This window comes from Achromobacter sp. 1L-A-4-B-C2 (assembly GCF_057291955.1).
The window spans coordinates 467,360-489,910 of the sequence record NZ_JBXAWP010000005.1; the positions used below are offsets into that span (position 1 = coordinate 467,360).

At 62.3% G+C, this 22,551-nt stretch carries 22 protein-coding genes; 4 read left to right on the forward strand and 18 right to left on the reverse strand.

The annotated features are described in order from the left end of the window. Positions 1-33: 33 nt before the first annotated feature. Genes AC0Z35_RS24090 through AC0Z35_RS24100 form a run of 3 tightly spaced genes read right to left on the reverse strand, consistent with a single transcriptional unit; the run spans position 34 to position 2,777 of the window. Positions 34-1,071 carry a branched-chain amino acid ABC transporter permease gene (locus AC0Z35_RS24090; protein ID WP_485132807.1) on the reverse strand — a complete coding sequence of 346 codons (1,038 nt, stop codon included), beginning with the start codon at positions 1,069-1,071 and terminating at the stop codon, positions 34-36. A gap of 3 nt (positions 1,072-1,074) precedes the next feature. Next, positions 1,075-1,953, reverse strand: a complete 879-nt coding sequence (locus AC0Z35_RS24095) for a branched-chain amino acid ABC transporter permease (protein ID WP_046805786.1) — start codon at positions 1,951-1,953, stop codon at positions 1,075-1,077. After that, positions 1,953-2,777, reverse strand: coding sequence for an ABC transporter ATP-binding protein (locus AC0Z35_RS24100; RefSeq protein WP_162941222.1), 825 nt, complete (start codon positions 2,775-2,777; stop codon positions 1,953-1,955). Before AC0Z35_RS24100 ends, AC0Z35_RS24095 begins: the two co-directional genes overlap by 1 nt. A gap of 283 nt (positions 2,778-3,060) precedes the next feature. Here AC0Z35_RS24100 and AC0Z35_RS24105 point away from each other — a divergent pair, with 283 nt between their 5' ends. Beyond that, complete coding sequence (locus tag AC0Z35_RS24105; protein ID WP_485132806.1) at positions 3,061-3,861, forward strand: enoyl-CoA hydratase/isomerase family protein; 801 nt, start codon at positions 3,061-3,063, stop codon at positions 3,859-3,861. A gap of 74 nt (positions 3,862-3,935) precedes the next feature. Here the strand turns inward: AC0Z35_RS24105 and AC0Z35_RS24110 are convergent, their stop codons facing one another. Genes AC0Z35_RS24110 through AC0Z35_RS24120 form a run of 3 tightly spaced genes read right to left on the reverse strand, consistent with a single transcriptional unit; the run spans position 3,936 to position 6,954 of the window. Further along, positions 3,936-4,709: an enoyl-CoA hydratase/isomerase family protein gene (locus AC0Z35_RS24110; protein WP_485132805.1), complete on the reverse strand. Its 774-nt coding sequence runs from the start codon at positions 4,707-4,709 to the stop codon at positions 3,936-3,938. Next, a complete protein-coding gene (locus AC0Z35_RS24115; RefSeq protein ID WP_485132804.1) occupies positions 4,706-5,977 on the reverse strand; it encodes a CaiB/BaiF CoA transferase family protein in 1,272 nt (423 codons plus the stop codon). Before AC0Z35_RS24115 ends, AC0Z35_RS24110 begins: the two co-directional genes overlap by 4 nt. A gap of 5 nt (positions 5,978-5,982) precedes the next feature. Further along, entirely contained in the window at positions 5,983-6,954 is a 972-nt protein-coding gene (locus tag AC0Z35_RS24120) for a Bug family tripartite tricarboxylate transporter substrate binding protein (protein ID WP_104145023.1), read from the reverse strand. 128 nt (positions 6,955-7,082) lie between these two features. Between AC0Z35_RS24120 and AC0Z35_RS24125 the strand changes: the two genes are divergently transcribed. Next, positions 7,083-8,018: a LysR family transcriptional regulator gene (locus tag AC0Z35_RS24125; RefSeq protein WP_485132803.1), complete on the forward strand. Its 936-nt coding sequence runs from the start codon at positions 7,083-7,085 to the stop codon at positions 8,016-8,018. 8 nt (positions 8,019-8,026) lie between these two features. Here the strand turns inward: AC0Z35_RS24125 and AC0Z35_RS24130 are convergent, their stop codons facing one another. The 11 genes from AC0Z35_RS24130 to uvrB all read right to left on the reverse strand — a co-directional run bounded on the left by AC0Z35_RS24130 (position 8,027) and on the right by uvrB (position 17,663). Beyond that, positions 8,027-8,917 carry a methylglyoxal synthase gene (locus AC0Z35_RS24130; protein WP_104145022.1) on the reverse strand — a complete coding sequence of 297 codons (891 nt, stop codon included), beginning with the start codon at positions 8,915-8,917 and terminating at the stop codon, positions 8,027-8,029. A 132-nt stretch (positions 8,918-9,049) separates the two neighbouring features. Then, positions 9,050-9,244, reverse strand: coding sequence for a Fe-S cluster assembly protein IscX (iscX, locus tag AC0Z35_RS24135; RefSeq protein ID WP_046805790.1), 195 nt, complete (start codon positions 9,242-9,244; stop codon positions 9,050-9,052). After that, the gene (fdx, locus tag AC0Z35_RS24140) at positions 9,244-9,585 is read right to left on the reverse strand and encodes an ISC system 2Fe-2S type ferredoxin (RefSeq protein ID WP_046805791.1); all 342 of its coding nucleotides are present in this window, start codon (positions 9,583-9,585) and stop codon (positions 9,244-9,246) included. Before fdx ends, iscX begins: the two co-directional genes overlap by 1 nt. A 9-nt stretch (positions 9,586-9,594) precedes the next feature. Beyond that, the gene (gene hscA / locus AC0Z35_RS24145) at positions 9,595-11,457 is read right to left on the reverse strand and encodes a Fe-S protein assembly chaperone HscA (RefSeq protein ID WP_485132802.1); all 1,863 of its coding nucleotides are present in this window, start codon (positions 11,455-11,457) and stop codon (positions 9,595-9,597) included. Positions 11,458-11,529: 72 nt separating this feature from the next. Then, the gene (hscB, locus tag AC0Z35_RS24150; RefSeq protein ID WP_104145020.1) at positions 11,530-12,042 is read right to left on the reverse strand and encodes a Fe-S protein assembly co-chaperone HscB; all 513 of its coding nucleotides are present in this window, start codon (positions 12,040-12,042) and stop codon (positions 11,530-11,532) included. A gap of 3 nt (positions 12,043-12,045) precedes the next feature. Further along, complete coding sequence (gene iscA / locus AC0Z35_RS24155; protein ID WP_314358940.1) at positions 12,046-12,369, reverse strand: iron-sulfur cluster assembly protein IscA; 324 nt, start codon at positions 12,367-12,369, stop codon at positions 12,046-12,048. Between the two features lie 2 nt (positions 12,370-12,371). Then, positions 12,372-12,776, reverse strand: a complete 405-nt coding sequence (gene iscU, locus AC0Z35_RS24160) for a Fe-S cluster assembly scaffold IscU (protein ID WP_006220174.1) — start codon at positions 12,774-12,776, stop codon at positions 12,372-12,374. 33 nt (positions 12,777-12,809) lie between these two features. Next, complete coding sequence (locus AC0Z35_RS24165; protein WP_046805794.1) at positions 12,810-14,021, reverse strand: IscS subfamily cysteine desulfurase; 1,212 nt, start codon at positions 14,019-14,021, stop codon at positions 12,810-12,812. A gap of 21 nt (positions 14,022-14,042) precedes the next feature. Then, on the reverse strand, positions 14,043-14,585 hold the full coding sequence (iscR, locus tag AC0Z35_RS24170) for a Fe-S cluster assembly transcriptional regulator IscR (protein ID WP_006220176.1): 543 nt from the start codon (positions 14,583-14,585) through the stop codon (positions 14,043-14,045). 192 nt (positions 14,586-14,777) lie between these two features. Further along, positions 14,778-15,269 (reverse strand): low molecular weight protein-tyrosine-phosphatase, encoded by a 492-nt coding sequence (locus tag AC0Z35_RS24175; protein ID WP_485132801.1) that lies wholly within the window; start codon positions 15,267-15,269, stop codon positions 14,778-14,780. Positions 15,270-15,533: 264 nt separating this feature from the next. Further along, entirely contained in the window at positions 15,534-17,663 is a 2,130-nt protein-coding gene (gene uvrB, locus AC0Z35_RS24180) for an excinuclease ABC subunit UvrB (protein WP_319305195.1), read from the reverse strand. Between the two features lie 76 nt (positions 17,664-17,739). On the opposite strand from uvrB, the gene AC0Z35_RS24185 reads away from it, so the two are divergent. Together AC0Z35_RS24185 and lexA are read left to right on the forward strand one after the other, a co-directional pair. After that, positions 17,740-18,939 carry an amino acid aminotransferase gene (locus AC0Z35_RS24185; RefSeq protein ID WP_104145018.1) on the forward strand — a complete coding sequence of 400 codons (1,200 nt, stop codon included), beginning with the start codon at positions 17,740-17,742 and terminating at the stop codon, positions 18,937-18,939. 157 nt (positions 18,940-19,096) lie between these two features. Continuing rightward, positions 19,097-19,744 carry a transcriptional repressor LexA gene (gene lexA / locus AC0Z35_RS24190; protein WP_046805797.1) on the forward strand — a complete coding sequence of 216 codons (648 nt, stop codon included), beginning with the start codon at positions 19,097-19,099 and terminating at the stop codon, positions 19,742-19,744. A 176-nt stretch (positions 19,745-19,920) separates the two neighbouring features. Here lexA and lon read toward each other — a convergent pair whose 3' ends face one another. Further along, positions 19,921-22,371: an endopeptidase La gene (gene lon, locus AC0Z35_RS24195; RefSeq protein ID WP_485132800.1), complete on the reverse strand. Its 2,451-nt coding sequence runs from the start codon at positions 22,369-22,371 to the stop codon at positions 19,921-19,923. Positions 22,372-22,551: the final 180 nt, after the last annotated feature.

The following is a 22,551-nucleotide window of genomic DNA, read 5'->3' on the forward strand; positions in this document are numbered from 1 at the left end:
TCTTTTTGGATCATGCAATCGGCCAAACCGCGTTCAGGTCCGGAATGGCCACAGGTGGAAGAAGCGACGCACGCGCCGCCAGATTTCCGCGAGCCCATGCGGCTCGAAGATCAGGAAGCCCACGATCAGCAGGCCGAAAACAATGGTGCGCACCGGCGATACCAAGCGCAGCGCGTCGCCCCCTACGGGCAGCCAACCGACGATCAGCTTGAGCAGTTCCGGCACCATCGTCATAAAGACCGCGCCCAGGATGGCCCCCAGAATCGAGCCCATGCCACCCACGATGATCGCAGCCAGGAAAAAAATCGACATGATCAGTGGAAAGCTCTCGGGTGTGACGACGCGAAAAAAGTACGCCCACAAGCCGCCCGCCACGCCCGCATAAAAAGACGACAGCCCGAACGACAGCAGCTTGTAGCGCAGCAGGTGGATGCCCAGCACTTCGGCCGAGATATCGCGGTCGCGGATGGCGATGAAGGCGCGGCCGATGCGGGTGCGAAACAGGTTGGCAGCGCCCAGCACCATCAGGATCGTCACGGGCACGATCAGCCAATAGATCTTGAACGACGTGTCCAGGTCCACGCCCAGCAAGCGCGCGGGGGGCACCTGCAAACCTGTGGTGCCGCCGGTGAATTGCCAGTTGGCAAAGATGAAATGCGCGATGAACGACGCGGCGATGGTGGCGATGGCCAGGTACAAGCCCTTCACCCGCAACGACGGGATGCCCACCAGCAGCCCGCCCAGCATGGCCACCACGCCGCCCCCCAGCAAATTGACCAGCACCGGCGTACCCAGGCGCAGTTCCATCACCGCCACCGTGTACGCGCCCAGCCCCATGAACGCGGCTTGCCCCAGGCTGACCAGCCCGGTGTAGCCCGTCAGGATATTCAAGCCCGTGGCACTGGCGATATTGATGGCGACCAGGCAGGCCAGGTACAACCAGTACGCGTCGGCCACGAATGGGAACAACACCAGCGAAGCCGCCAGCAAGGCGAGCCACACGTGCTGGGTGCACGTATCGAACAGGGCCTCGTCCGCCAGGTAAGTCTGTTTCGCGGTCGCGATGCGCATGGGTCAGAGCCTCTCGATTTCACGGGTGCCGAACAGGCCGTAGGGCCTGACCATCAGCACCACGACCAGCACGATGAAAGTGGCCAGCAGCTTGAATTCGCCACCCAGATAGGCGCCTGCCCAGGCTTCCAGCAAGCCGATGAACACACCGCCCACCAGCGCCCCCGCCACGCTGTCCAAGCCGCCCACGATCACCACCACCAACACCGACAGGCCGAACACGCCCATCGACGAAGAGATGCCGCCGATGGCGCCCACGATCACGCCCGACACCGCCGCCAGCGCGCCCGCCGCGACCCAGGCCAACGAGAACACGCGCGGCACGTTGATGCCCATCGCATAGGCCGCGCCCTGATCGGACGCCGTGGCGCGCAAGGCCACGCCGCCGCGCCAGTAGCGAAACACCACCAGCACCAGCAACGCCAGCACCACCGCCACCCAGAATCCGTAGAACACCTTGGGGGCAACAAACGCCTCGCCGATCATCACGGGCGAGCGCGGCATGAATTCCGGCAAGCGCCGTTGATCCGCTGTCCAGATCAGTTCCACCACCCCCACCAGAATCGAGGCCAGGCCCACGGTCACCATGAATACCGAGATGGGCGCTTCGCCCAGCATCGGCCGTATCGTCAGCCGTTCGACCAGCGCGCCCAACGCGCCCGACACGACGACAGCACCCACAATGGCCAGCCAGATCGGCCACTGCATGCCGGTGGCAAACGCGTAGAACACATAGGCGCCCAGCATCAGGAATTCACCGATGGCGATGTTCACGACGCGCGTGGCCTTGTAGACGATGACGAACGCCAGGGCAGCCAGCGCGTACAGGCCGCCACTGCCCAGTCCCGCCAGGGTTACTTCCAGGAAGAACAGCGCATCCATCACGCGGCCTCCCGCAGGCGGCGGCGCAGGTCGCCCACGTCCCCCGCGCCCAGATAGGCTTTGATGACCTCGGGGTTGGCTTGCACCTCGGCGGGCGTGCCATCGGCAATCACCTGGCCAAAGTTCAGCACCACGACGTGATCCGACAGGTCCATCACCATGCCCATGTCGTGCTCAACCATCAGCACCGTCACGCCCCACTCGGTGCGCGCATCCAGGATGAAGCGCGCCATGTCGTCGGTTTCTTCGCGATTCATGCCGGCCACGGGTTCGTCCAGCATCAGCACCTTGGGCTGCATGGCCAGCGCGCGGGCCAGTTCCACGCGCTTTTGCAACCCATAGGACAACGCCGCCACGGGCGCATGGCGGATGTGGTCGATTTCAAGAAAGTCGATGATGCGTTCTTCGATGTCGGCCCGCAGCGCCATTTCTTCGCGGCGCGCGCGGCCCAGGTACAGCAGCGCATCCAGCACGTTGGTGCGCAGGTGCGCGTGGCGCCCCAGCTTGATGTTGTCCAGCACCGTCATGCCGCGAAACAGCGCGATGTTCTGAAAGCTGCGCGCCAGGCCCATCCGCGCGCGCTCGGGCGCCGCCACGCGACTGATGTCGCGGCCTTCAAATCGGATCTGGCCGGCAGCCGGCTTGTAGAAGCCGGAAATGGTGTTGAACAGCGACGTCTTGCCTGCGCCGTTGGGGCCGATGACGGTGGTGATGGTGCCGGGCGCCACCCGGAAGCCCACGCCCGTCAGCGCTTTTACGCCGCCAAAAGCCAAGGTAACGCCATCCACCTCCAGCAAGGGAGCGTGTTCGGACTGATCCACCATTTGTCTCCTCGCTGATTGATCGCGAAGTTATTTGCCGCCTTGTGGCGGACATTTTTTTTGGGCGATGAATCGGGCGACCCGCCAGGCAGGCGATGCAACGAACCTGTCTTTTACCTACGCCAATCCAGCGCCGGAAAATCGTTCAATGCGACAGTGCTATGCGGCAGTGCTATGCGTTACGCTAGGCCTGCTTAAAACAAAACCAAGCAAGCGCTCGGTTCAGACCATAGCATCGCGGTTTTTGGATCGACAGTTGGTACTTACCCGATAACGGAGACACGCCATGACCCAGGAACTTCCCACGTTCGATTCCGTGCTGCTGGAGGCGGACTGCACGCTGGCCACCGTCACGCTGAACCGCCCCGACACGCTTAACGCCATCGACGTCGCCATGGCGCGCGACCTGCAACGCGCCGCGCAATGGCTGGAAACGCAGAAGGATATTCGGGTCGTTCGGTTGCGTGCGGCGGGCAAGGCGTTTTGCGCCGGCGGCGACATCAGCATGTTCACCGGCGAAGCGGCGCAAGTGCGCGCGACCTTGCTGGACCTGTTCACGCCGCTGAATGATTTCATCGCGCGCATCGCACGCATGGACAAGATCTGGTTGGCACAAGCGCATGGCGTCGCGGCGGGCGCAGGCTTGTCGCTGGTGCTGGCCTGCGATCTGGCCATTGCCGATAACGACACACGCTTCATGACTGCGTACTTGAAGCTGGGCGCAACGCCCGACGCGGGTATGACGCACGGGCTGGTTCGCGTGCTGGGCGCACGGCGCGCGCTGGACCTGCTGCTGCGACACGATGCCTTCACGGCAAGCGATGCGTTGGCATGGGGCATTCTTAACCGCAGCGTGCCCGCTTCGGATCTGGCTGAGGCGGGTGCACGCTACGCCCAGGAACTGGCCCGCCATGCGCCGCATGGTATTGCGGGCGCGAAGGCTTTGCTGCGCAGCGCGCAGCACGCCACCTTGGAGACGCAACTGGCCGAGGAGACGGCGCGCTTTTTGGATTCCGCGGGTCGGGCGGACTTTGCCGAGGGCGTGCGCGCGTTCCGCGAAAAACGCGCGCCGCAGTTCAAGGGGTAATAGCGCGGGCGGGGGCGTTAGGGGTTCGTGAGCGGCGCGCGGCCTTCATGGACCCTCCCCGCCGTTGCTGTTCCCTACGCTTGCTTCCACACCGGTGCACGCTTTTCCACGAACGCCGACAGTCCCTCAGCGGCATCCAGCGTGGCGGCAGCGTTGCAAAACACCTCGACAGCGGTCGCCAGCTTGCGGCGGTAGTCGTTATCGTTGGCAAACACGAACGCGCGGCGGCCCATGGCCAGCACCTGTGGCGGCTTGCTTGCCAACGATTGCGCCAACTGGCGCGCCTGCGCCAACAACTGCGCTTCTTCTTCAACGCGCGCCACCAGGCCCAGCGCGTGCGCTTCCTGCGCACTGAATGTGCGGCCGGTAAAGAGCAGATCAAACGCGCGATGCTTGCCCACGATGGCAGGCAGATGCGCGTAGTGAATGGCCGGCAGCACACCAACATCAATCTCGGGATACCCGAACGTGGCGTTGCTGGCGGCCACGATCATGTCGCTGGAAATGGCCACCGTCATGCCGCCGCCGCGCACGGCGCCCGACACCACGGATATCGACGGCTTGGTCAGGTTGAATTGCGCGTCGTAGAGCTTGACGTACAGCCGGGACAACAGCGCATGGATTTCGCCGGCTGAACTGGCCATCAGTTTCTTCATATCCAACCCGGCGCAGAAGCGGCCGGGAAGATCGCTGGCCAGCAGCACCGCGTGCACGGCCGTATCGGCATTGGCGCGCTCCAGCGCGGCAATCAACGCATCCAGCATGTCCACATCCAGTGCATTGACCGGCGCATGGCACAGGTGAATCTCGGCGATCCGGTCGCGCACTTCGTAGCGTAGATAGGTCAAGATGGTTCTCCGGGTGCTGTGTGGGGCGACGCTTGGGGTGCTTGTTGGGGTGCTTGCTGGGGTGCTTCCTGCACGCTGCCGGCGGCAAGCAAGGCGTCGATGTCGTCGGGCGTGTAGCCCAAGTCTGCCAGAATCTCGCGGCTGTGCTGTCCAAGCAGCGGCGCAGGCATGGCGGCTTGGCGCGGCTGCTTGCCGAACCGCACGGGCAAGCCCACGTTCTGAACCGTACCCAGCACTGGATGCTGGCTGCTGACGATGAGTTCGCGTGCCGCCACCTGCGGGTGCGACAGCGCCTGGTCCAGCGTGTGTATGGCCGAACAGGCAATGCCGGCGGGCTTGAGCGTGGCGATCCAGTCGGCCACCGTTCGCGTCGCAATCCGCGCCTGCACCAATGCCACGGTCGCGTCAAAGTTGCGCACGCGCGCCGCGTTGCTGGCGAATTCCGGATCGTTCACCTTGTCCAGCAAACCGGCGACGGCACAAAAGCGCTGCCATTGTGCGTCATTGCCCACGCCCAGCATCAGGTCGCCATCCGCCGCGCGAAACGCCTGATACGGGCACATCGCCGGGTGGCCCGTGCCCATGCGACGCGGAATCTGGCCAGTGCGCCAATAATTCTGCGCCATGTACGACATCAAGCCCAATGAGGTATCCAGTAAAGACACATCCAGATACTGGCCTTGCCCCGTCTGCGCACGCTGAAGCAGTGCCGCCAGAATGCCACTCAACGCAAACGACCCCGTGCCCAGGTCCACCGGCGAAAAGCTGGCGCGGGCGAAGTTGCCGCCCGGCTCGCCCATGGTGCTGATCATGCCGCTGAAGGCTTGCAGCATCACGTCATAACCGGGCTCGTCACCCATCGGCCCTTCGCGGCCATACCCGGAAATTTCGCAATAGATCAGCGTCGGATTCAGGCGGGCCAGCGTGTCGTAGTCAACACCGAGCCGCGCGGCGGTCTTGCCGCCGAACCCCTGCAACACCACATCCGCCTGCTGGGCCAGCCGATGCACCACTGCCCTGCCCGCGTCGGATTTCAAGTCGACGGCCAGGCTGCGCTTGTTGTGGTTGACGGCCAGGAACGTGGCGGATTGCCCGGCGTCCTGCGGCAACCAGGCGCGCGTGTCGTCGCCGGTGCCCACGGGCTCAACCTTGATGACGCGCGCGCCCAGCTCGCCCAGATACTGGCCGCACAACGGGCCGGCCAGCACCTTGCTCAGATCCAGCACCGTAATGTCTTTCAGTGGCGCCATGCGCGTAGGAGTCGGCATGTTCATCATTCAGCCTTCAATCCGACGGTGTGGGCGGCATGGGTCCATTGAGCCGTTTCACGCTTGAAGAACGCGTCAAGCTCGGCCGGCGGCACGGACAACGCTTCGGCGCCACGTTCCTGCATGGCCTTGCGATACGCTTCACTGGCCACCACATTGGCCACGGCCGTGCGCAGCTTTGCCACGACCTCGGGCGGCGTGCCGGCCGGCACTTGCAGCGAGAACCAGAATTTCAGGTCCAGTCCCGCGTAGCCGGCCTCTTTCAAGGTGGGCACATCCGGCAGCAGCGGCGACCGCACGCCCGACGTGATGGCCAGGGCCCGCAGCCTGCCCGCCTGCACCTGCCCGATGCTGGTCGACATGCTGTCGAACAGAAAATCGACCTGGCCGCCGATCACATCGGTCACGGCGTTGGCGCTGCCCTTGTATGCCACGCCCACGGCGTCAAACTTCGCCAGCTTCTGCAACAGCGCGCCATACACGTGCGGCGAACTGCCCGGCCCAAACGTGGCGTAGCTCAGGCCATGAGAGGCTGCGCGGCCACGCTCCACCAGCTGAGCCAGCGTCTTGACCGGCGTGCGCTCCGGGTTGACGACCAGCAGGTTCGGCATGGCGCCGGTTGTGCCAACCGGCACATAGTCGGTCAGCGGCTGCATGTTGGCGCTGGGATACATCAACGGGTTGATGGCCTGCATGCCAACGGTGTTGTGCATCAGCGTGTAGCCGTCGGCGGGCCCATTCAGCACACTTTGATAGCCGACGTTGCCGCTGGCGCCCGGCTTGTTCTGCACGATGACTTGCTGGCCCAACTCGCGCGACAGCGGATCAGCCACCAGGCGTGCGATGAAATCCGTGGGGCCGCCCGCGGAAAACGGCACCAGCAACGTAATGGGTTTGGACGGCCAGGTATCCGCGACCGCGGGCGTGGCCAGAACCGCCGCGGCAATCGCGGTGGCCAGTGCTTTCATCAGCGCCATGATGTCTCCTTGTGTTTTTTCGATGGTGGCGGCTGCATTATGCAAAGCGGGTAGTTATATGAGAAATACCGTTTTTATATACGGGCTATCATAAAGTTGTTATAGGCAATCCCGACCAGGACCTTTCAATGTCGATGTCGATTCGTGCAATGCAGTGCTTTGTTGCGGTGGTTTCAACCGGCTCGATCAGCCGTGCGGCGGCCGCGCTGCATGTCGCGCAGCCCGCGCTTAGCCTGTTGATCCGCAACCTCGAAGAAGATTTGGGCGTGGTGCTGCTGCACCGGACATCGCGCGGCGTCACCGCCACCGCCGCTGGGGCACGACTGTTGTCTCACGCCCGCGAGATACTGGGCCGCATCGACGCGGCGCGCGCCGATGTGCGCGAAGACCTGGTCGCCCCGCGCGGCACGGTGTCCTTGGCCATGTCAATGTCCATGGCCAAGCTTGTGGCCGTACCGCTGCTGCGATTCAGCCTGCAAACCTGGCCCGACGTCTATTTGAAGATCATCGAATCCAGCACCGGATACATCCCAGGTTTCGTCAGTTCGGGACACGCCGACCTGGGCCTGACGTTCAGCGACGACGCGGCCGTGGACCTGCGTTTTCAGCATTTGATCGATGAAGAACTGGTGGTGGTGTCGCCACCGGCAGCACGCGGTGGTGCAAAAGCGTGGTCCGGGCAGTTGGCCGCGTTACCCAAGATGGGGATAGGCGCCCTGGCCAAACTACCGCTGGTTCTGCCCGGCAATCCACATAGTTTGCGGCGGCTGCTGGACAATTATCAGCAGCAGGAACGCACGGCGTTTCGCGTCATTGCAGAAGCCAACGCGATCCCGCAATTGATAGAACTGGTTCGCGCCGGGCTGGCGCACACGATCCTGTCCTACGAAGCCGTGCGCAAAGAGGCGATGCGCGGCGAGGTGTCGCTGCGCCGGATAAAAGCGCCGCGCCTGACGCGGCCGGTATTCTTATGCCGTTCGGACGTGCTGCCGCTGTCCATGGCGGCCACCGCCGTGGCGGACCGGGTAAGCCGGATCATCATCGATGGCGGCTTGCCCGGCTAGCACAGGCGTCAGATCAGGCCCACGCGCTTCTCGACCGCCTGCGCCCAGCGCCGCGCCACGGTCGGCGAGGTTGCGCAGGTGGCGGAGTCCGTCACCACGCGCACGGCGCGTTCAAGCAGTTGAATGTCGGCCTCGTGCTGGCGCGCCACATGCGGGTCTTCGAAGAAGATCACGCGCTGGCACTGATGCTCAAGCACCAGTTCGGCAATCTGCGCGTCGCCGCCCAGCGGACCGCTCAGGTAGCGATGCACCCACGGCGTATCCTTGGGCCACCCGCGCGACCATGCCAATTCGTTCAGCCGGCCGCCTGTGGTGCCTGTCGCCACGCGCCGGGCAAACTGCGACAACACGTCGAAATGCTCGCTGGCAAAGGCCACCATCTCGTCTTTGAGCGCATCGTGCGCGATCATGGCCAGCGTCTGGCCCGTGAAGTTGAACAGGCGCGACACGGACGCATCAGGCGCCAACCCGGCATGCACGCGTTCCACTTCCATCCATTCGATGGCACCGGCCACCGTTGAAATAAACGGCCGGCCATGCGTGATGCACTGACGCTTTAACGCCAAGGCTTCCGGGAAAATCGACGACGGATCCACCGGGTCGATCAGATAGATAGCGCCGTCGAACGGCGCCTGCCCGTCGCGCCCTTCGGTCACGCGCGCCACCAGCTTCATCAGTCCGCCTTCGCGCCCGTAGGGATACCGGATCAGCCCGCTGTAGCCCTGCAACATCCCTTCGCGCACGATGGCGTCATGGGTGCGGCCGACGGTGTGCAGTTGGACTCCCAGCTCGCGTATCGTGGACGAGCACGCGCGCAACCAGGTGAACAAAGCGGCATCGGGGGTTTCGTGGTGCAGCCGGTTGGCGGCCAGGCCAAAGCGCAATGGAGCAGCGGGCATCAGTAGACTCGGACAAGGTGGAACACAACGTACGGATCCTTGATGATAACTTGGCCGCTTGACGGCGGCACGACGGCACGACGGCCGCGCAAACAAAAACGCCCCCATCCGGGAGCGTATTCGTTGATGCGGTCAGTCCGCTTCGTCGATCCAGGCCATCTGGATGGCTTCAAGGATTTTTTCGCCACAGTGCGCGGGGTCGTCGTTGAAACCGGGCAAGGCCATGACCCATTCACGCAGTTGCGTGAAGCGCAGCGTTTTGGGGTCCACGTCAGGATGCGCGTCGACCAGGGCGGCCGCAACGTCGTAGGTATCGGTCCACTTCATCAATGGCCCTCTTTGGCATGGTTGATGGTGTACTTGGGAATTTCAACCGTCAGGTCAGCATCGGTCACCAGCGCCTGGCACGACAGGCGCGACGTGGGCGTCAAGCCCCAAGCCTTGTCCAGCAAGTCCTCTTCGTCGTCCGTCGCGTCTTCCAGTGCGGAATAGCCCTGCTTGATGACCACATGACAGGTCGTGCACGCACACGATAGTTCGCAGGCGTGTTCGATGTCGATATGGTTGTCCAGCAAAATGCGGCAGATCGACACGCCCTTGGGCGCGTCCTCGATTACGGCGCCTTCAGGGCAGTAGTCGGGATGAGGCAATACAGTCAGTTTCGGCATAGCGTCTTATCAGGCAATCTCATCAAGTTTTCGACCCGCCAAGGCGGCGCGAATGCTGCGGTCCATGCGGCGCGCGGCGAAGTCGTCGGTTGCGGCCGACAAGGCCTGCACGGCGCCCTTCACGGTGTCCACATCGTCGGCAGCTTGGGCGTCGATGGCGGCTTGCAGGCATTCATCAACGCGGCGGCGCTCGTCGGCGTCCAGAAGGTCGCCGTCAACCGCCAGCGCGGCTTGTACGGACTCCACCAACTGGCGCGCGTCCACTTGCTGCTCGCGCAACATGCGGGCGCGGGCGTCGGTATCGGCTTGCGCCACGCTGTCGGCCAGCATCTGGGCAATTTCGTCGTCGCTTAATCCGTAAGACGGCTTGACCGACACGGCGGCCTCGACGCCCGTGCTTTGCTCGCGCGCAGTCACGCTGAGCAAGCCGTCGGCATCCACCTGGAACGTCACGCGGATGCGCGCGGCGCCCGCCACCATCGGCGGAATGCCGCGCAGTTCGAAGCGAGCCAGGGGACGGGAGTCCGCCACCAGGTCGCGTTCGCCTTGCACCACATGAATGCTCATGGCGGTCTGGCCGTCCTTGAACGTGGTGAACTCCTGGGCGCGCGCCACGGGAATGGTGCTGTTGCGCGGGATCACCCGTTCAACCAGCCCGCCCATGGTTTCCAGACCCAGCGACAGCGGAATCACGTCCAGCAGCAGCCAATCTTCACCCGGTGCGCGATTACCGGCCAGCAGATTCGCCTGCAACGCCGCGCCCAGCGCGACGACTTGATCCGGGTCCAGGTCGGTCAGGGGCTCCGTGCCAAACACCTTGCCCACTGCGGCCCGCACGACAGGCATGCGCGTCGCGCCACCCACCATCACCACGCCTTTCACGTCCGCCGGCTTCAAAGACGCATCGCGCAGCGCGCGGCGCGCGCAATCCAGCGTGCGTTCGATAAGCGGCTGGGCCAAGGTTTCGAATTCGGCGCGGGTCAGTACCAGATCCACGTTGCGGCCGTCGGCCAGCGCCAGCTTCAGCGTCGCGCTGTCCGCGCTGGACAAGGCTTCACGCGCGGCGCGCGCAGCCATCAACAAACCGCGCCGGTCAGCGGCAGAAAACTCGCCGGCCGCCAGCTTGGCCACGGCGTGATCGACAATCAACGCATCAAAATCGTCACCCCCCAGCGCCGTGTCGCCGCCGGTGGAAATCACTTCGAATACGCCCTGCGTCAGCCGCAAGATGGAAATATCAAAGGTGCCGCCGCCCAGGTCATAGACGGCGTAAACGCCTTCCGATGCGTGGTCCAAGCCATAGGCGATGGCGGCAGCGGTCGGTTCGTTCAGAAGGCGCAGTACGTTCAGCCCGGCCAGCCGCGCGGCGTCGCGCGTTGCCTGGCGCTGGGCGTCGTCAAAGTAAGCGGGCACGGTAATCACCGCGCCCACCAAGTCATCGCCCAATACGTCTTCGGCGCGCTGACGCAGCACCGCCAGAATCTGGGCCGACACTTCAACAGGGCTCAAATCGCCCTGCACCGTGCGGATCCGGACCATGCCGGGCGCGTCCACGAATTCATAAGGCGCACGCGTGGCACGCGCCTCTTCCAGCGAACGACCCATGAATCGCTTCACGGAAACTACGGTATTCAAGGGGTCTTCGGCTTGCTGCGCAAGGGGCTCGCGGCCCGTTGTGACTTTGCCACCCGGCAGGTAGCGCACCGCCGACGGCAGCAGGGCATGGCCCTGCGCATCGGGCAGCACTTCAGCCACGCTGCTGCGCACTGCCGCAACGAGGGAATTGGTAGTGCCCAGATCGATGCCCACCGCCAGCTTGCGCTGGTGCGGCGCGGGCGATTCACCGGGCTCGGATATCTGCAATAAGGCCATGATCTATTTTTTCTGGTCAGTTGGCGGCGATGTGCAGGCACCCGGTGCTCGGGCGCCACAACGCAGCGTTGGCTATCCAGCGGGCTGGGCGTGCGCCAGCTCTTGCGCCAGTTTTTCCACGAACATCCATTCGCGTACCTTAAGGCCCGCGGCGGCATGGTCGTGCTCATCGTCCAGCAGGCGCTTGAGCGTGGCGCGCATCGACACGCGAGCCTCGTCCAGTTCCGTGCGCAGGGTCGCCAGCGCGTCAGCGTCGTCACGCGCGTCGTCCAGCATTTCGCGCCACGTCATCTGCTGCATCAGGAACGCCGTGTCCATGGACGTGTTGCTCTCGGTCTGCAGGTCCACGCCCGCCTGTTCGCACAGATAGCGGGCCCGCAGCAAGGGATCGCGCAAAACGCGATACGCCTCGTTGGCTCGTGCGGCCCATTGCATGGCGACACGGCGCTCGGCGGGGCTGGCGGTGGCATAGCGATCGGGATGCACCTGCGCCGCGACAGCTCGCCACGACGTTTCCAGTGCTTGCGCATCCAGGTCAAAGCGGGCCGGCAAGCCGAACAGGCTGAAGTGGTCGTCTACAGCCAAGACTTACACCGTGAACGACTCGCCGCAGCCGCAGGTCGCCTTCTCGTTGGGGTTGCGGAACTTGAAGCCTTCGTTCAGGCCTTCCCGGGCGTAATCAAGCTCGGTTCCGTCCAGGTAAGCCAGGCTTTTGGGGTCAATGAAGACCTTTACGCCGAAGCTTTCGAACACGACGTCTTCCGGCGTCGAGTCGTCCACATATTCCAACTTGTAGGCCATGCCGGAACAGCCCGTCGTCCTAACGCCGAGCCGCAAGCCGATACCCTTTCCGCGCTTTTGCAAGTAGCGGCCGATGTGGGTGGCAGCCTGTTGGGTCAGGGTAACGGACATGATCAGCCTGCCACCGCTTCGGCCGGGGCCGAATGCTTCTCTTTGTAGTTCTGCACCGCAGCCTTGATAGCGTCTTCGGCCAGGATGGAACAGTGCACCTTCACCGGCGGCAGCGCCAATTCTTCGGCGATCTGCGTGTTGCGGATGTTCATCGCTTGATCCAGCGTCTTGCCCTTGACCCATTCGGTCACGAGCGAGCTGGACGCAATGGCGGAGCCGCAGCCGTAGGTCTTGAAACGCGCGTCTTCGATCACGCCGGCTTCATTGACCTTGATCTGCAGCTTCATGACGTCGCCACAGGCGGGCGCGCCGACCATGCCGGTGCCAACCGATTCGTCCGACTTGTCGAACGAACCGACGTTGCGCGGGTTTTCGTAGTGATCCAGAACTTTGGTGCTGTAAGACATGTTATTTCTCCACGTATTTCTTGGCGCGGGCGCTTAGTGCGCGGCCCACTGCACGGTGTTCAAGTCAATGCCTTCCTTGGCCATTTCCCACAGCGGCGACATATCGCGCAGCTTGCCAACGCGGCTCTTGAGCAATTCGATCGCGTAGTCCACTTCCTTTTCGGTCGTGAAGCGGCCGAGCGTGAAACGGATCGAACTGTGCGCCAGTTCGTCATTGCGGCCCAGGGCACGCAACACGTACGACGGTTCCAAGCTGGCAGACGTGCAAGCCGAGCCGCTGGAAACGGCCAGTTCCTTGATCGCCATGATCAGGGACTCGCCTTCGACATAGTTGAAGCTGACGTTCAAGTTGTGCGGTACACGCTGGTCCATGTCGCCGTTCAGATAGACCTCTTCGATCTGCGACAGGCCATTCCACAGCCGATCACGCAGCATGCGGATGCGCTCGTTCTCGGTACCCATTTCTTCGCGCGCCAGGCGGAAAGCCTCGCCCATGCCGACAATCTGGTGCGTAGCCAGCGTGCCCGAGCGGAAACCGCGCTCGTGGCCGCCACCGTGCATTTGCGCTTCGATACGGATGCGCGGCTTGCGACGCACATACAGCGCGCCGATACCCTTCGGGCCGTACGTCTTGTGCGCCGAAAACGACATCAGATCAACCTTCAGCTTTTGCAGGTCGATTTCCACCTTGCCAGTCGCCTGAGCGGCGTCGACGTGGAAAATGATGCCCTTTTCGCGGCAGATTTCGCCCAGCGATTCGATGTCCTGGATAACGCCGATTTCGTTGTTCACCATCATCACCGACACCAGCACCGTATCAGGGCGCAGCGCGGCTTTGAACGTGTCCAGGTCGATCAGACCGTCGTCCTTCACGTTCAGGTAGGTGACTTCAAAACCCTGGCGTTCCAGCTCGCGACAGGTGTCAAGCACTGCTTTGTGCTCGGTCTTGACGGTGATGACGTGCTTGCCGCGTTCCGCGTAGAAATTCGCAGCGCCCTTGATGGCCAGGTTATTGGACTCGGTCGCGCCAGAAGTCCAGACGATCTCTCGCGGGTCGGCGTTGACCAGCTTGGCGACTTCTTCGCGGGCGCGTTCGACGGCTTCTTCCGAATCCCAACCATACGCATGGCTACGGGAGGCCGGATTGCCGAAGTTCTCGTACAGCCACGGCACCATCTTGTCCACGACGCGCGGGTCGACGGGGGTGGTGGCCGAATAATCAAAATAAATCGGACGGGTGGTCATGTCTACAACTCCTGATACTGCTTATACGGTGGCGTTAGCCGCGACGGTCGTGGTCGGGGAATTGGCAGCGGCATTGGCGCCGCCCACCCGATTGACACGTACTGCGCAGGCCTGCGCTTGATTGCTGGCTTCCTGCAACTGGCGCACGCGCTGCTGATCGACCAGATCTTGCAGGGACACCGAATCCAGGTAATCGACCATCTTGCGGTTCAACGTCGCCCAGAGTTCGTGCGTCATGCACTTGCCGGGCTTGCCGTCATTGCCGCTTGTACAGTCGCGCTTGCCGCCACAGCTGGTGGCGTCCAGCGGCTCGTCCACTGCAAAGATGATGTCCGCGACGGTCACATTGCGTGCAAGGCGCGCAAGCGAATAACCGCCGCCCGGGCCGCGCACGCTGTCCACGAGTTCGTGGCGACGCAGTTTCCCGAACAGCTGTTCCAGATAGGAAAGCGAGATGTTTTGACGCTGGCTGATGGCCGCAAGAGTGACCGGGCCGCTGTGCTGGCGCATCGCGAGATCGATCATGGCAGTCACGGCGAAACGCCCTTTGGTAGTTAGCCGCATGGTGGGTTCCCTGTGATTCGGCAATGGCCGCCAGCGAATCCGGCGGTCAATACCCGAGTAATTGGGTCAAGTATAGCCTATTCCCGACTAATTTGGTATGGCTCCTGGCCAGAAAAAACCGCGCTGTTGCGCGGTTTTTTCGTTGCCATGTACCCCAAGAGCCGCACTGTGGGCGGCTCTACGGAAAAGCGGTCAGGCCGCTTGGTACTGGGTAGCGCGCTTGCGGACCAATTCCAGGACACCTTGGCAGGCGTCTTCCAAGTAATCGAGAACCTTGCCAAAACCATCCGCGCCGCCGTAGTAAGGATCGGGCACAGTGGCCTCTTCAAACTCATTGGCGAAGCGCATCAGCAGCATCAGCTTGTGCTGATAGGTCTTGGGGCACTGCTGCTGCATCGCAGACAGGTTGTCCCAATCCATGGCGAGGATAAGATCGAAGTCGCAGAAATCCTCTGCGGTGACCTGACGGGCCTCACAGTGCGTGATCTCGTAGCCGCGTTTACGCGCCGCAGCCTGCGCCCGGGCATCAGGCGCCTCGCCGATATGAAACGCATGCGTGCCCGCAGAGTCAATGCGAACAACGTCGCTCAACCCCGCGTCATTCACCAAATGGCGAAACACGCCCTCTGCGCTCGGCGAGCGACAGATATTGCCCATGCAAACGAAAAGTACCTTGGTCATCATGGGAGTAAGTGTGAGGGAAAACCCGAGATAAGGCAAGCTTTTTTTGCAAAGAAACAAATGAGTAAAGGTCGGCCGGGGCGTTCACAAGCCCCTTTAATATCAACGGGTTATCGGGATATTTGAACGTCACCCCTCCACTCCCAGTGGGCGCCAGGCGCCCTTTCCTGCTCGGCGCGCATATCGATCGTCCTGCGCACCATTTTCAGCATTATGTCAGCTACCTGTCAGCCCATACCGACGCGCTGCGCGGCGCGGCGCGAGCGCTTATACGGCCCCATCAAGAAGAACACGTTGCTTCAGCGCGGTAAGCGCATCGCGTGCGGCAGCGGCCTGTTCGAACTCCAGGTTTCGAGCATGGTCCATCATCAGCTTCTCCAAGCGCTTCAACTCGCGAGCCAAGGCCTTCTCGTCCTTGAGGAACTCGGCCGGCACGGCGGCTTCGAGGGCGTCGTGCTGCACTGGCGCGACGATGCCGTCGATCAGCTCACGCACGGCCTTGCGGACGCCGCGCGCCGTAATGCCATTGTCGATATTGAACTGCAGTTGCTTCGCGCGCCGACGGCTGGTTTCCTCCATCGCGCGCTGCATCGAATCCGTAATACGGTCTGCATAGAGAATGGCGTGGCCGTTCAGGTTGCGGGCCGCGCGGCCAATCGTCTGGATCAAGCTGCGCTCGGATCGGAGGAAGCCTTCCTTGTCGGCGTCAAGAATTGCCACGAGCGAAACCTCGGGAATATCCAGCCCCTCGCGCAGCAGGTTGATGCCCACCAACACATCAAAGGTGCCCAGGCGCAGGTCGCGCAGGATTTCCACGCGCTCGACGGTATCAATGTCGGAGTGCAAGTAGCGCACCTTGACGCCGTGTTCGCTAAGGAAATCCGTCAAATCCTCGGCCATGCGTTTGGTCAGGGTGGTGACCAGCACCCGCTCGCCCACCGAAACCCGTGCCTTGATTTGGCCCAACAAATCGTCCACCTGGGTGCGAGCTGGCAATACCTCGACCAAAGGATCGACCAAGCCGGTGGGCCGAACGACCTGCTCAACGACGTTGTCAGCGTGTTCTTTCTCGTAAGCCGCTGGCGTGGCCGACACGAACACGCATTGGCGCATCCGCGCCTCGAATTCTTCAAGCTTGAGGGGCCGATTGTCCATCGCGGAGGGCAACCGGAACCCATATTGCACCAACGTTTCCTTGCGCGACCGGTCGCCGCGATACATGGCGCTGAGCTGGCCAATGGTCACGTGGCTTTCGTCGATGAACATCAGCGCGTCGGACGGCAGGTAATCGATCAACGTGGGTGGCGGCTCGCCTGGTGCGGCGCCGGACAGGTGGCGGGAGTAGTTTTCGATCCCCTTGCAAAAGCCTAACTCCTGCAGCATTTCCAGATCGAACCGCGTGCGCTGTTCCAGACGCTGGGCTTCGACCAGATGACCGTCGTCCACGAAGCGTTTGACACGCTCTCGCAGTTCCACCTTGATCGTTTCAATCGCGCGCAGAACCGTATCGCGCGGGGTGACGTAATGCGACCCGGGATACACGGTAAACCGTGGCAGCTTTTGCCGAATGCGGCCCGTCAGGGGATCAAACAACTCCAGGCTTTCGATCTCGTCATCAAAAAGCGTCAGGCGCAGCGCCAGCTCGGGGCTTTCTGCCGGGAAGATGTCGATGGTTTCGCCACGGACCCGGAACGCCCCCCGCGTGAATTCGGCGTCATTGCGGGTGTATTGCATGGCAACCAGACGCGCCAGGATTTCCCGCCGCGAGATCTGGTCACCGCTGCGCAGAATCAAAACCATCGCGTGGTAGTCGCCGGGATTACCAATACCGTAGATGCAAGACACCGTGCCGACAATAATAGTGTCCCGGCGTTCAAGCAGGCTCTTGGTAGCCGATAGACGCATTTGTTCGATGTGCTCATTGATGGACGAATCCTTTTCAATGAACAGGTCGCGCGTCGGGACATAGGCCTCGGGCTGGTAATAGTCGTAGTACGAAACGAAATACTCGACCGCGTTCTTCGGAAAGAACTCCCGCATTTCGGCATATAGCTGCGCCGCAAGCGTTTTGTTGGGCGCCAACACCAGCGCAGGGCGTCCCAGCCGCGCGATCACGTTCGCCATGGTGTAGGTCTTGCCCGAGCCCGTCACGCCCAGCAGCGTCTGGAACATCAGGCCGTCTTCGATACCCTGGGTCAACCCGTTGATCGCGGTGGGCTGATCGCCGGCCGGAGGATAGGGCTGGAACAGTTGGAACGGGCTACCGGGATATTCCACAAAGCGCGGTTCCGCGCCAGCAACGGGCGGTGCGTCAGCCGATACTGGTACCACGGCATTTCCAGCGAGATTCTGGGCCAGATCTCCCGCGCCGCTCGGGTCTATTGGGCTGTTTGGCATGCTAGACTGTTCCAGGGTAAACCCCCCATTATCCACAGCACCTCGTACTGCGTCCACCCATCCTCATCAGAGTCCCATGAGCAACCTTTTCGATTCCGTCGAACTCGCGCCGCGCGACCCCATTCTTGGTCTGAACGAACAATTCAACGCGGACACGCGTCCGGGTAAAGTCAACCTGGGCGTGGGCGTGTACTACGACGACCAGGGACGGATCCCCCTGTTGGGCGCCGTTCGCAAGGCCGAAACCGCCCGCATCGAAGCGGCCGCCGCTCGCGGCTATTTGCCCATCGAAGGCATTGCCGGCTACAACCAGGGCGCTCAAGCCCTGTTGCTGGGTAAGGATTCCGCGTTGGCCGCAGCCGGTCGCGTGTTGACCACCCAAGCGCTGGGCGGCACCGGCGCGCTTAAGATCGGCGCCGACTTCCTGCGCCAATTGCTGCCCTCGTCCAAGGTGTTGATCAGCAACCCCAGCTGGGAAAACCACCGTGCGCTGTTCGAGCGCGCCGGCTTTGAGGTCGGCACGTATTCGTACTATGACGCTTCCACCCGCGGCCTGAACTTCGAAGCCATGCTGGCGGACTTGAAGGCAGCCCCGGCGCAGACCGTCGTCGTGCTGCACGCGTGCTGCCACAATCCGACCGGTGTGGACCCCACGCCGGAGCAATGGAAGCAGATCGCCGCGGTTGTGAAGGAAAACAACCTGGTTCCGTTCCTGGACATCGCCTACCAGGGCTTTGGCGAGGGTCTGACCGAGGACGCCGCCGTCGTGCGCATGTTCGCCGATCTGGACATGACCATGTTCATCAGCTCGTCGTTCTCGAAGTCGTTCTCGCTTTACGGTGAACGCGTGGGCGCACTGACGATCGTCGCTGGCAGCAAGGAAGCGGCGGGCCGCGTCCTGAGCCAGCTCAAGCGCGTCATTCGCACCAACTATTCCAACCCGCCGACCCACGGCGGCACGGTGGTGTCGACGGTGCTGAACACGCCGGAACTGTTCGCCATGTGGGAAGAAGAACTTGCCGGCATGCGCGACCGCATCCGCCTGATGCGCAAGCAATTGGTGGAAAAGATCAAGGAACACGGCGCCAAGCAGGACTTCAGCTTTGTCCTGCAGCAACGCGGCATGTTCTCGTACTCGGGCCTGACGTCGGCTCAAGTGGATCGCCTGCGCGAAGAGCATGGCGTGTACGCGGTGTCCAGCGGCCGCATCTGCGTGGCCGCGCTGAACAGCGGCAACATTGACAAGGTAGCTGCCGGCATCGCCGCCGTGCTGTAACGCCTGCCTGTACGGGCCGTCCGCGGCCCTGTTATGACGAAACGGAGCCCTGCGGCTCCGTTTTGCTTTCGGGCCCGCCGCCGGCTTGCTTTTTTCCGCTACGTCCCCCAGAATGGCGCTGTATATATGTACAGTCCGCTCATACCGGATCATCGCCATGGCCAGCAAACTCACCGACCGCCAGCAACAAATCCTGGACCTCATCCGGCAGACCGTCACGCGCACAGGCTTTCCGCCGACGCGTGCCGAAATCGCCCAGGCCCTTGGTTTCCGCTCACCGAATGCGGCAGAAGACCACCTTAAGGCATTAGCCCGCAAGGGTGCTATCGAGCTCACCGCCGGCGCCTCGCGCGGCATACGCTTGAAAGACGGGCCCTCCCAGTCTCAGACCTCCCTGGCCATACCTTCGTTAGCGCAGTTGCTGCTGCCGTTGGTCGGGCGCGTTGCGGCAGGCAGCCCCATCCTTGCGGCCGAACACGTCGAACGCGAGGTTGGCGTGGACCCCCATCTTTTTGCCCAAGCGCCCGATTACCTGCTGAAGGTGCGCGGCATGAGCATGCGGGACGCGGGCATTCTGGAAGGTGACTTGCTTGCGGTGAAGAAGGCCTCTGAAGCGCGCAACGGCCAGATCGTCGTGGCACGTTTGGGCGACGACGTGACGGTCAAGCGCCTGCAACGCACCAACGGGCACATCGAACTGCTGCCGGAAAATCCGGACTTTCAAACAATCATCGTTGAAGCAGACCAAGAGTTCGCGCTGGAAGGCATCGCCGTCGGTTTAATCCGTACGCACGCGTTGCACTGACGCGGCACGGGGGTAGATCAGGCACGGTCTGCCTAGACTTGCCGTAGCGTTCGCCCGGCAACGGCCATAGCCAAAGTCACCGCGATGGCCAAAACGATGGCCATAAAAAACCCCGCCACATGTGGCGGGGTTTTTGTTGGGCGCCCATACTTCGGGCGCCCAGCCATACCAGCTGATCAGTGCTTCAGAACCGGGTCCGTCGAGCCGGGCTCGGCAGGCTTGGTCACCAGCGCGTCTTTGACGGCTTCTTCCTCGGCCAGAGGCTCCGGCAGACGCTCCAACGCTAATTCCAGCACCTTGTCGATCCAGCGGACCGGCACGATCTCAAGTTGGTTCTTGACGTTATCGGGGATCTCCGCCAAGTCCTTGACGTTTTCCTCGGGAATCAAGACCGTCTTGATACCGCCACGGTGGGCCGCCAGCAGCTTTTCCTTCAGGCCACCGATAGGCAGCACTTCGCCGCGCAGCGTGATCTCACCGGTCATGGCAACATTGGCGCGCACCGGAATGCGCGACAACGCCGAAACCATGGCCGTCGTGATCGCGATACCCGCGGACGGGCCGTCCTTGGGCGTCGCACCTTCCGGCACGTGGACGTGCATGTCGTGCTTCTCGAAGACGCTGTCGGCAAAGCCCAGGCGGCGAGCGCGGGACCGCACCACCGTGCGAGCCGCTTCCACCGATTCCTTCATCACGTCGCCAAGCGAACCCGTACGCTGGATCACGCCCTTACCCGGCATGTCCGCCACTTCGATCGTCAGCAGATCGCCACCGACCTCGGTCCAGGCCAGACCGGTCACCTGACCAATCTGGTTTTCCTTCTCGGCCATGCCGAAGGTATAGCGGCGCACGCCCAGGTAGTCGCTCAGATTGTCGCCCGTGACGTTGACCGGCTTGACCTCGAGGGTCTTGCCTTCCGCCTTGGCGCGATCATTCTGGGTCAGCAATTGCTTGATGACCTTGCGGCAGATCTTGCCCACTTCGCGTTCAAGGGCGCGCACCCCGGCTTCCCGGGTGTAATAGCGAACGATATCGCGCAGCGCGCTGTCATCGACCGTCAGTTCGTTGTCCTTCACGCCGTTGTTCTGCATCAGCTTGGGCAGCAGATGGTCGCGAGCAATATGGATCTTTTCCTCTTCCGTGTAACCGGACAGGCGGATCACTTCCATACGGTCCAACAGAGCCGGCGGGATGTTCAGCGTGTTGCTGGTGGCCACGAACATGACGTCGGACAAATCGAAGTCGACTTCGATGTAGTGGTCCTGGAACGTGTGGTTTTGCTCCGGGTCCAGCACTTCAAGCAACGCTGAAGAAGGATCGCCGCGGAAGTCCATGCCCAGCTTGTCGATTTCATCAAGCAGGAACAAGGGATTGCGCACGCCGACCTTCGACATGTTCTGCACGATCTTGCCGGGCATGGAACCGATGTAAGTACGGCGATGGCCTCGGATCTCGGCCTCGTCACGCACGCCGCCCAGCGCCATACGCACGAACTTGCGGTTCGTGGCCTTGGCAATGGACTGGCCCAGCGAGGTCTTGCCGACGCCCGGGGGGCCGACCAGGCACAGGATCGGTGCCTTGACCTTGTCTACGCGCTGTTGCACGGCAAGATATTCGAGAATGCGTTCCTTGACCTTTTCCAGACCGTAATGGTCGTTGTCCAGCACCGTCTCGGCGTTGGCGATCGAGTTGTTGATCTTGCTCTTCTTCCTCCAGGGGAGGTTGATGAGCGTATCGATGTAGTTGCGCACCACGGTGGCTTCGGCCGACATGGGCGACATGAGCTTGAGCTTCTTGAGCTCGGCATCGGCCTTTTTACGCGCCTCTTTGGGCATGTGGGCAGCGATGATCTTCTTTTCAAGCTCTTCGATGTCCGCGCCCTCTTCGCCCTCGCCCAACTCCTTCTGAATGGCTTTGACCTGCTCATTCAAGTAGTAGTCGCGCTGGCTCTTTTCCATCTGCTTCTTCACGCGGCCGCGAATCCGCTTTTCGACCTGAAGAATGTCGATTTCGGTTTCCAGCTGGGTAAGCAGACCTTCAAGGCGCTCGGACGTGCCGACGATCTCGAGCATTTTTTGCTTCTGCTCGAGCTTCAGCGGAAGATGCGCGGCGATCGTGTCAGCCAGGCGACCCGCATCGTCGATGCCGGCCAACGAGGTCAGGATCTCCGGAGGGATCTTCTTGTTGAGCTTTACGTACTGTTCGAACTGGGCAACGATCGCGCGGCGCAGAGCCTCGGTTTCGGAGCCCTGCATGGCGTCCGGCTCGATCGGCGTCACCTGGCAGGTGAAATGCGAATCGGCATCTTCGATGCTGTTGATGCGGGCACGCTGAGTGCCTTCGACCAGAACCTTAACGGTGCCGTCGGGCAATTTGAGCATCTGGAGGATGCCGGCAACGCAGCCGATCTCGTAGACGTCTTCGGGGGTGGGATCATCCTTGCCGGCGGATTTTTGGGCCACCAGCATGATGCTTTTGCCCGCTTCCATCGCAACCTCGAGCGCGCGAATAGAGCGCGGACGGCCGACGAACAGCGGGATGACCATGTGCGGAAACACCACGACGTCGCGAAGTGGGAGCAAAGGCAGGTCGATCGGGTCGGAAGGCAGGGTCTGGCTGGCAGACATAGGAGGTTCCTCGGTATGACTCGGCGTATCGGGGACGGGGAGCCTGGGAGAGAGTACCCGGGCTATCCGCGTCAGTTACGTCTGTTATGGGAACAATAGCCGAAAATTCAAGATCCCGGCTGCCGGATAGGCAAAAGGCAAAAAAAAATGCCCCGGAGGGCACTCCTACGGCAAAAAAAC

Coding starts and splice junctions, on each gene's coding strand:
- iscA (WP_314358940.1), bottom strand. CDS start 12,369: ATGTCCGTTACCCTGACCCAACAGGCTGCCACCCACATCGGCCGCTAC.
- AC0Z35_RS24115 (WP_485132804.1), bottom strand. CDS start 5,977: ATGCCGACTCCTACGCGCATGGCGCCACTGAAAGACATTACGGTGCTG.
- lon (WP_485132800.1), bottom strand. CDS start 22,371: ATGTCTGCCAGCCAGACCCTGCCTTCCGACCCGATCGACCTGCCTTTG.
- iscX (WP_046805790.1), bottom strand. CDS start 9,244: ATGAAGTGGACCGATACCTACGACGTTGCGGCCGCCCTGGTCGACGCG.
- iscU (WP_006220174.1), bottom strand. CDS start 12,776: ATGTCTTACAGCACCAAAGTTCTGGATCACTACGAAAACCCGCGCAAC.
- lexA (WP_046805797.1), top strand. CDS start 19,097: ATGGCCAGCAAACTCACCGACCGCCAGCAACAAATCCTGGACCTCATC.
- AC0Z35_RS24175 (WP_485132801.1), bottom strand. CDS start 15,269: ATGATGACCAAGGTACTTTTCGTTTGCATGGGCAATATCTGTCGCTCG.
- hscA (WP_485132802.1), bottom strand. CDS start 11,457: ATGGCCTTATTGCAGATATCCGAGCCCGGTGAATCGCCCGCGCCGCAC.
- AC0Z35_RS24185 (WP_104145018.1), top strand. CDS start 17,740: ATGAGCAACCTTTTCGATTCCGTCGAACTCGCGCCGCGCGACCCCATT.
- AC0Z35_RS24090 (WP_485132807.1), bottom strand. CDS start 1,071: ATGCGCATCGCGACCGCGAAACAGACTTACCTGGCGGACGAGGCCCTG.
- AC0Z35_RS24095 (WP_046805786.1), bottom strand. CDS start 1,953: ATGGATGCGCTGTTCTTCCTGGAAGTAACCCTGGCGGGACTGGGCAGT.
- iscR (WP_006220176.1), bottom strand. CDS start 14,585: ATGCGGCTAACTACCAAAGGGCGTTTCGCCGTGACTGCCATGATCGAT.
- AC0Z35_RS24120 (WP_104145023.1), bottom strand. CDS start 6,954: ATGGCGCTGATGAAAGCACTGGCCACCGCGATTGCCGCGGCGGTTCTG.
- AC0Z35_RS24165 (WP_046805794.1), bottom strand. CDS start 14,021: ATGACCACCCGTCCGATTTATTTTGATTATTCGGCCACCACCCCCGTC.
- AC0Z35_RS24125 (WP_485132803.1), top strand. CDS start 7,083: ATGTCGATGTCGATTCGTGCAATGCAGTGCTTTGTTGCGGTGGTTTCA.
- AC0Z35_RS24130 (WP_104145022.1), bottom strand. CDS start 8,917: ATGCCCGCTGCTCCATTGCGCTTTGGCCTGGCCGCCAACCGGCTGCAC.
- uvrB (WP_319305195.1), bottom strand. CDS start 17,663: ATGCCAAACAGCCCAATAGACCCGAGCGGCGCGGGAGATCTGGCCCAG.
- fdx (WP_046805791.1), bottom strand. CDS start 9,585: ATGCCGAAACTGACTGTATTGCCTCATCCCGACTACTGCCCTGAAGGC.
- AC0Z35_RS24100 (WP_162941222.1), bottom strand. CDS start 2,777: ATGGTGGATCAGTCCGAACACGCTCCCTTGCTGGAGGTGGATGGCGTT.
- AC0Z35_RS24105 (WP_485132806.1), top strand. CDS start 3,061: ATGACCCAGGAACTTCCCACGTTCGATTCCGTGCTGCTGGAGGCGGAC.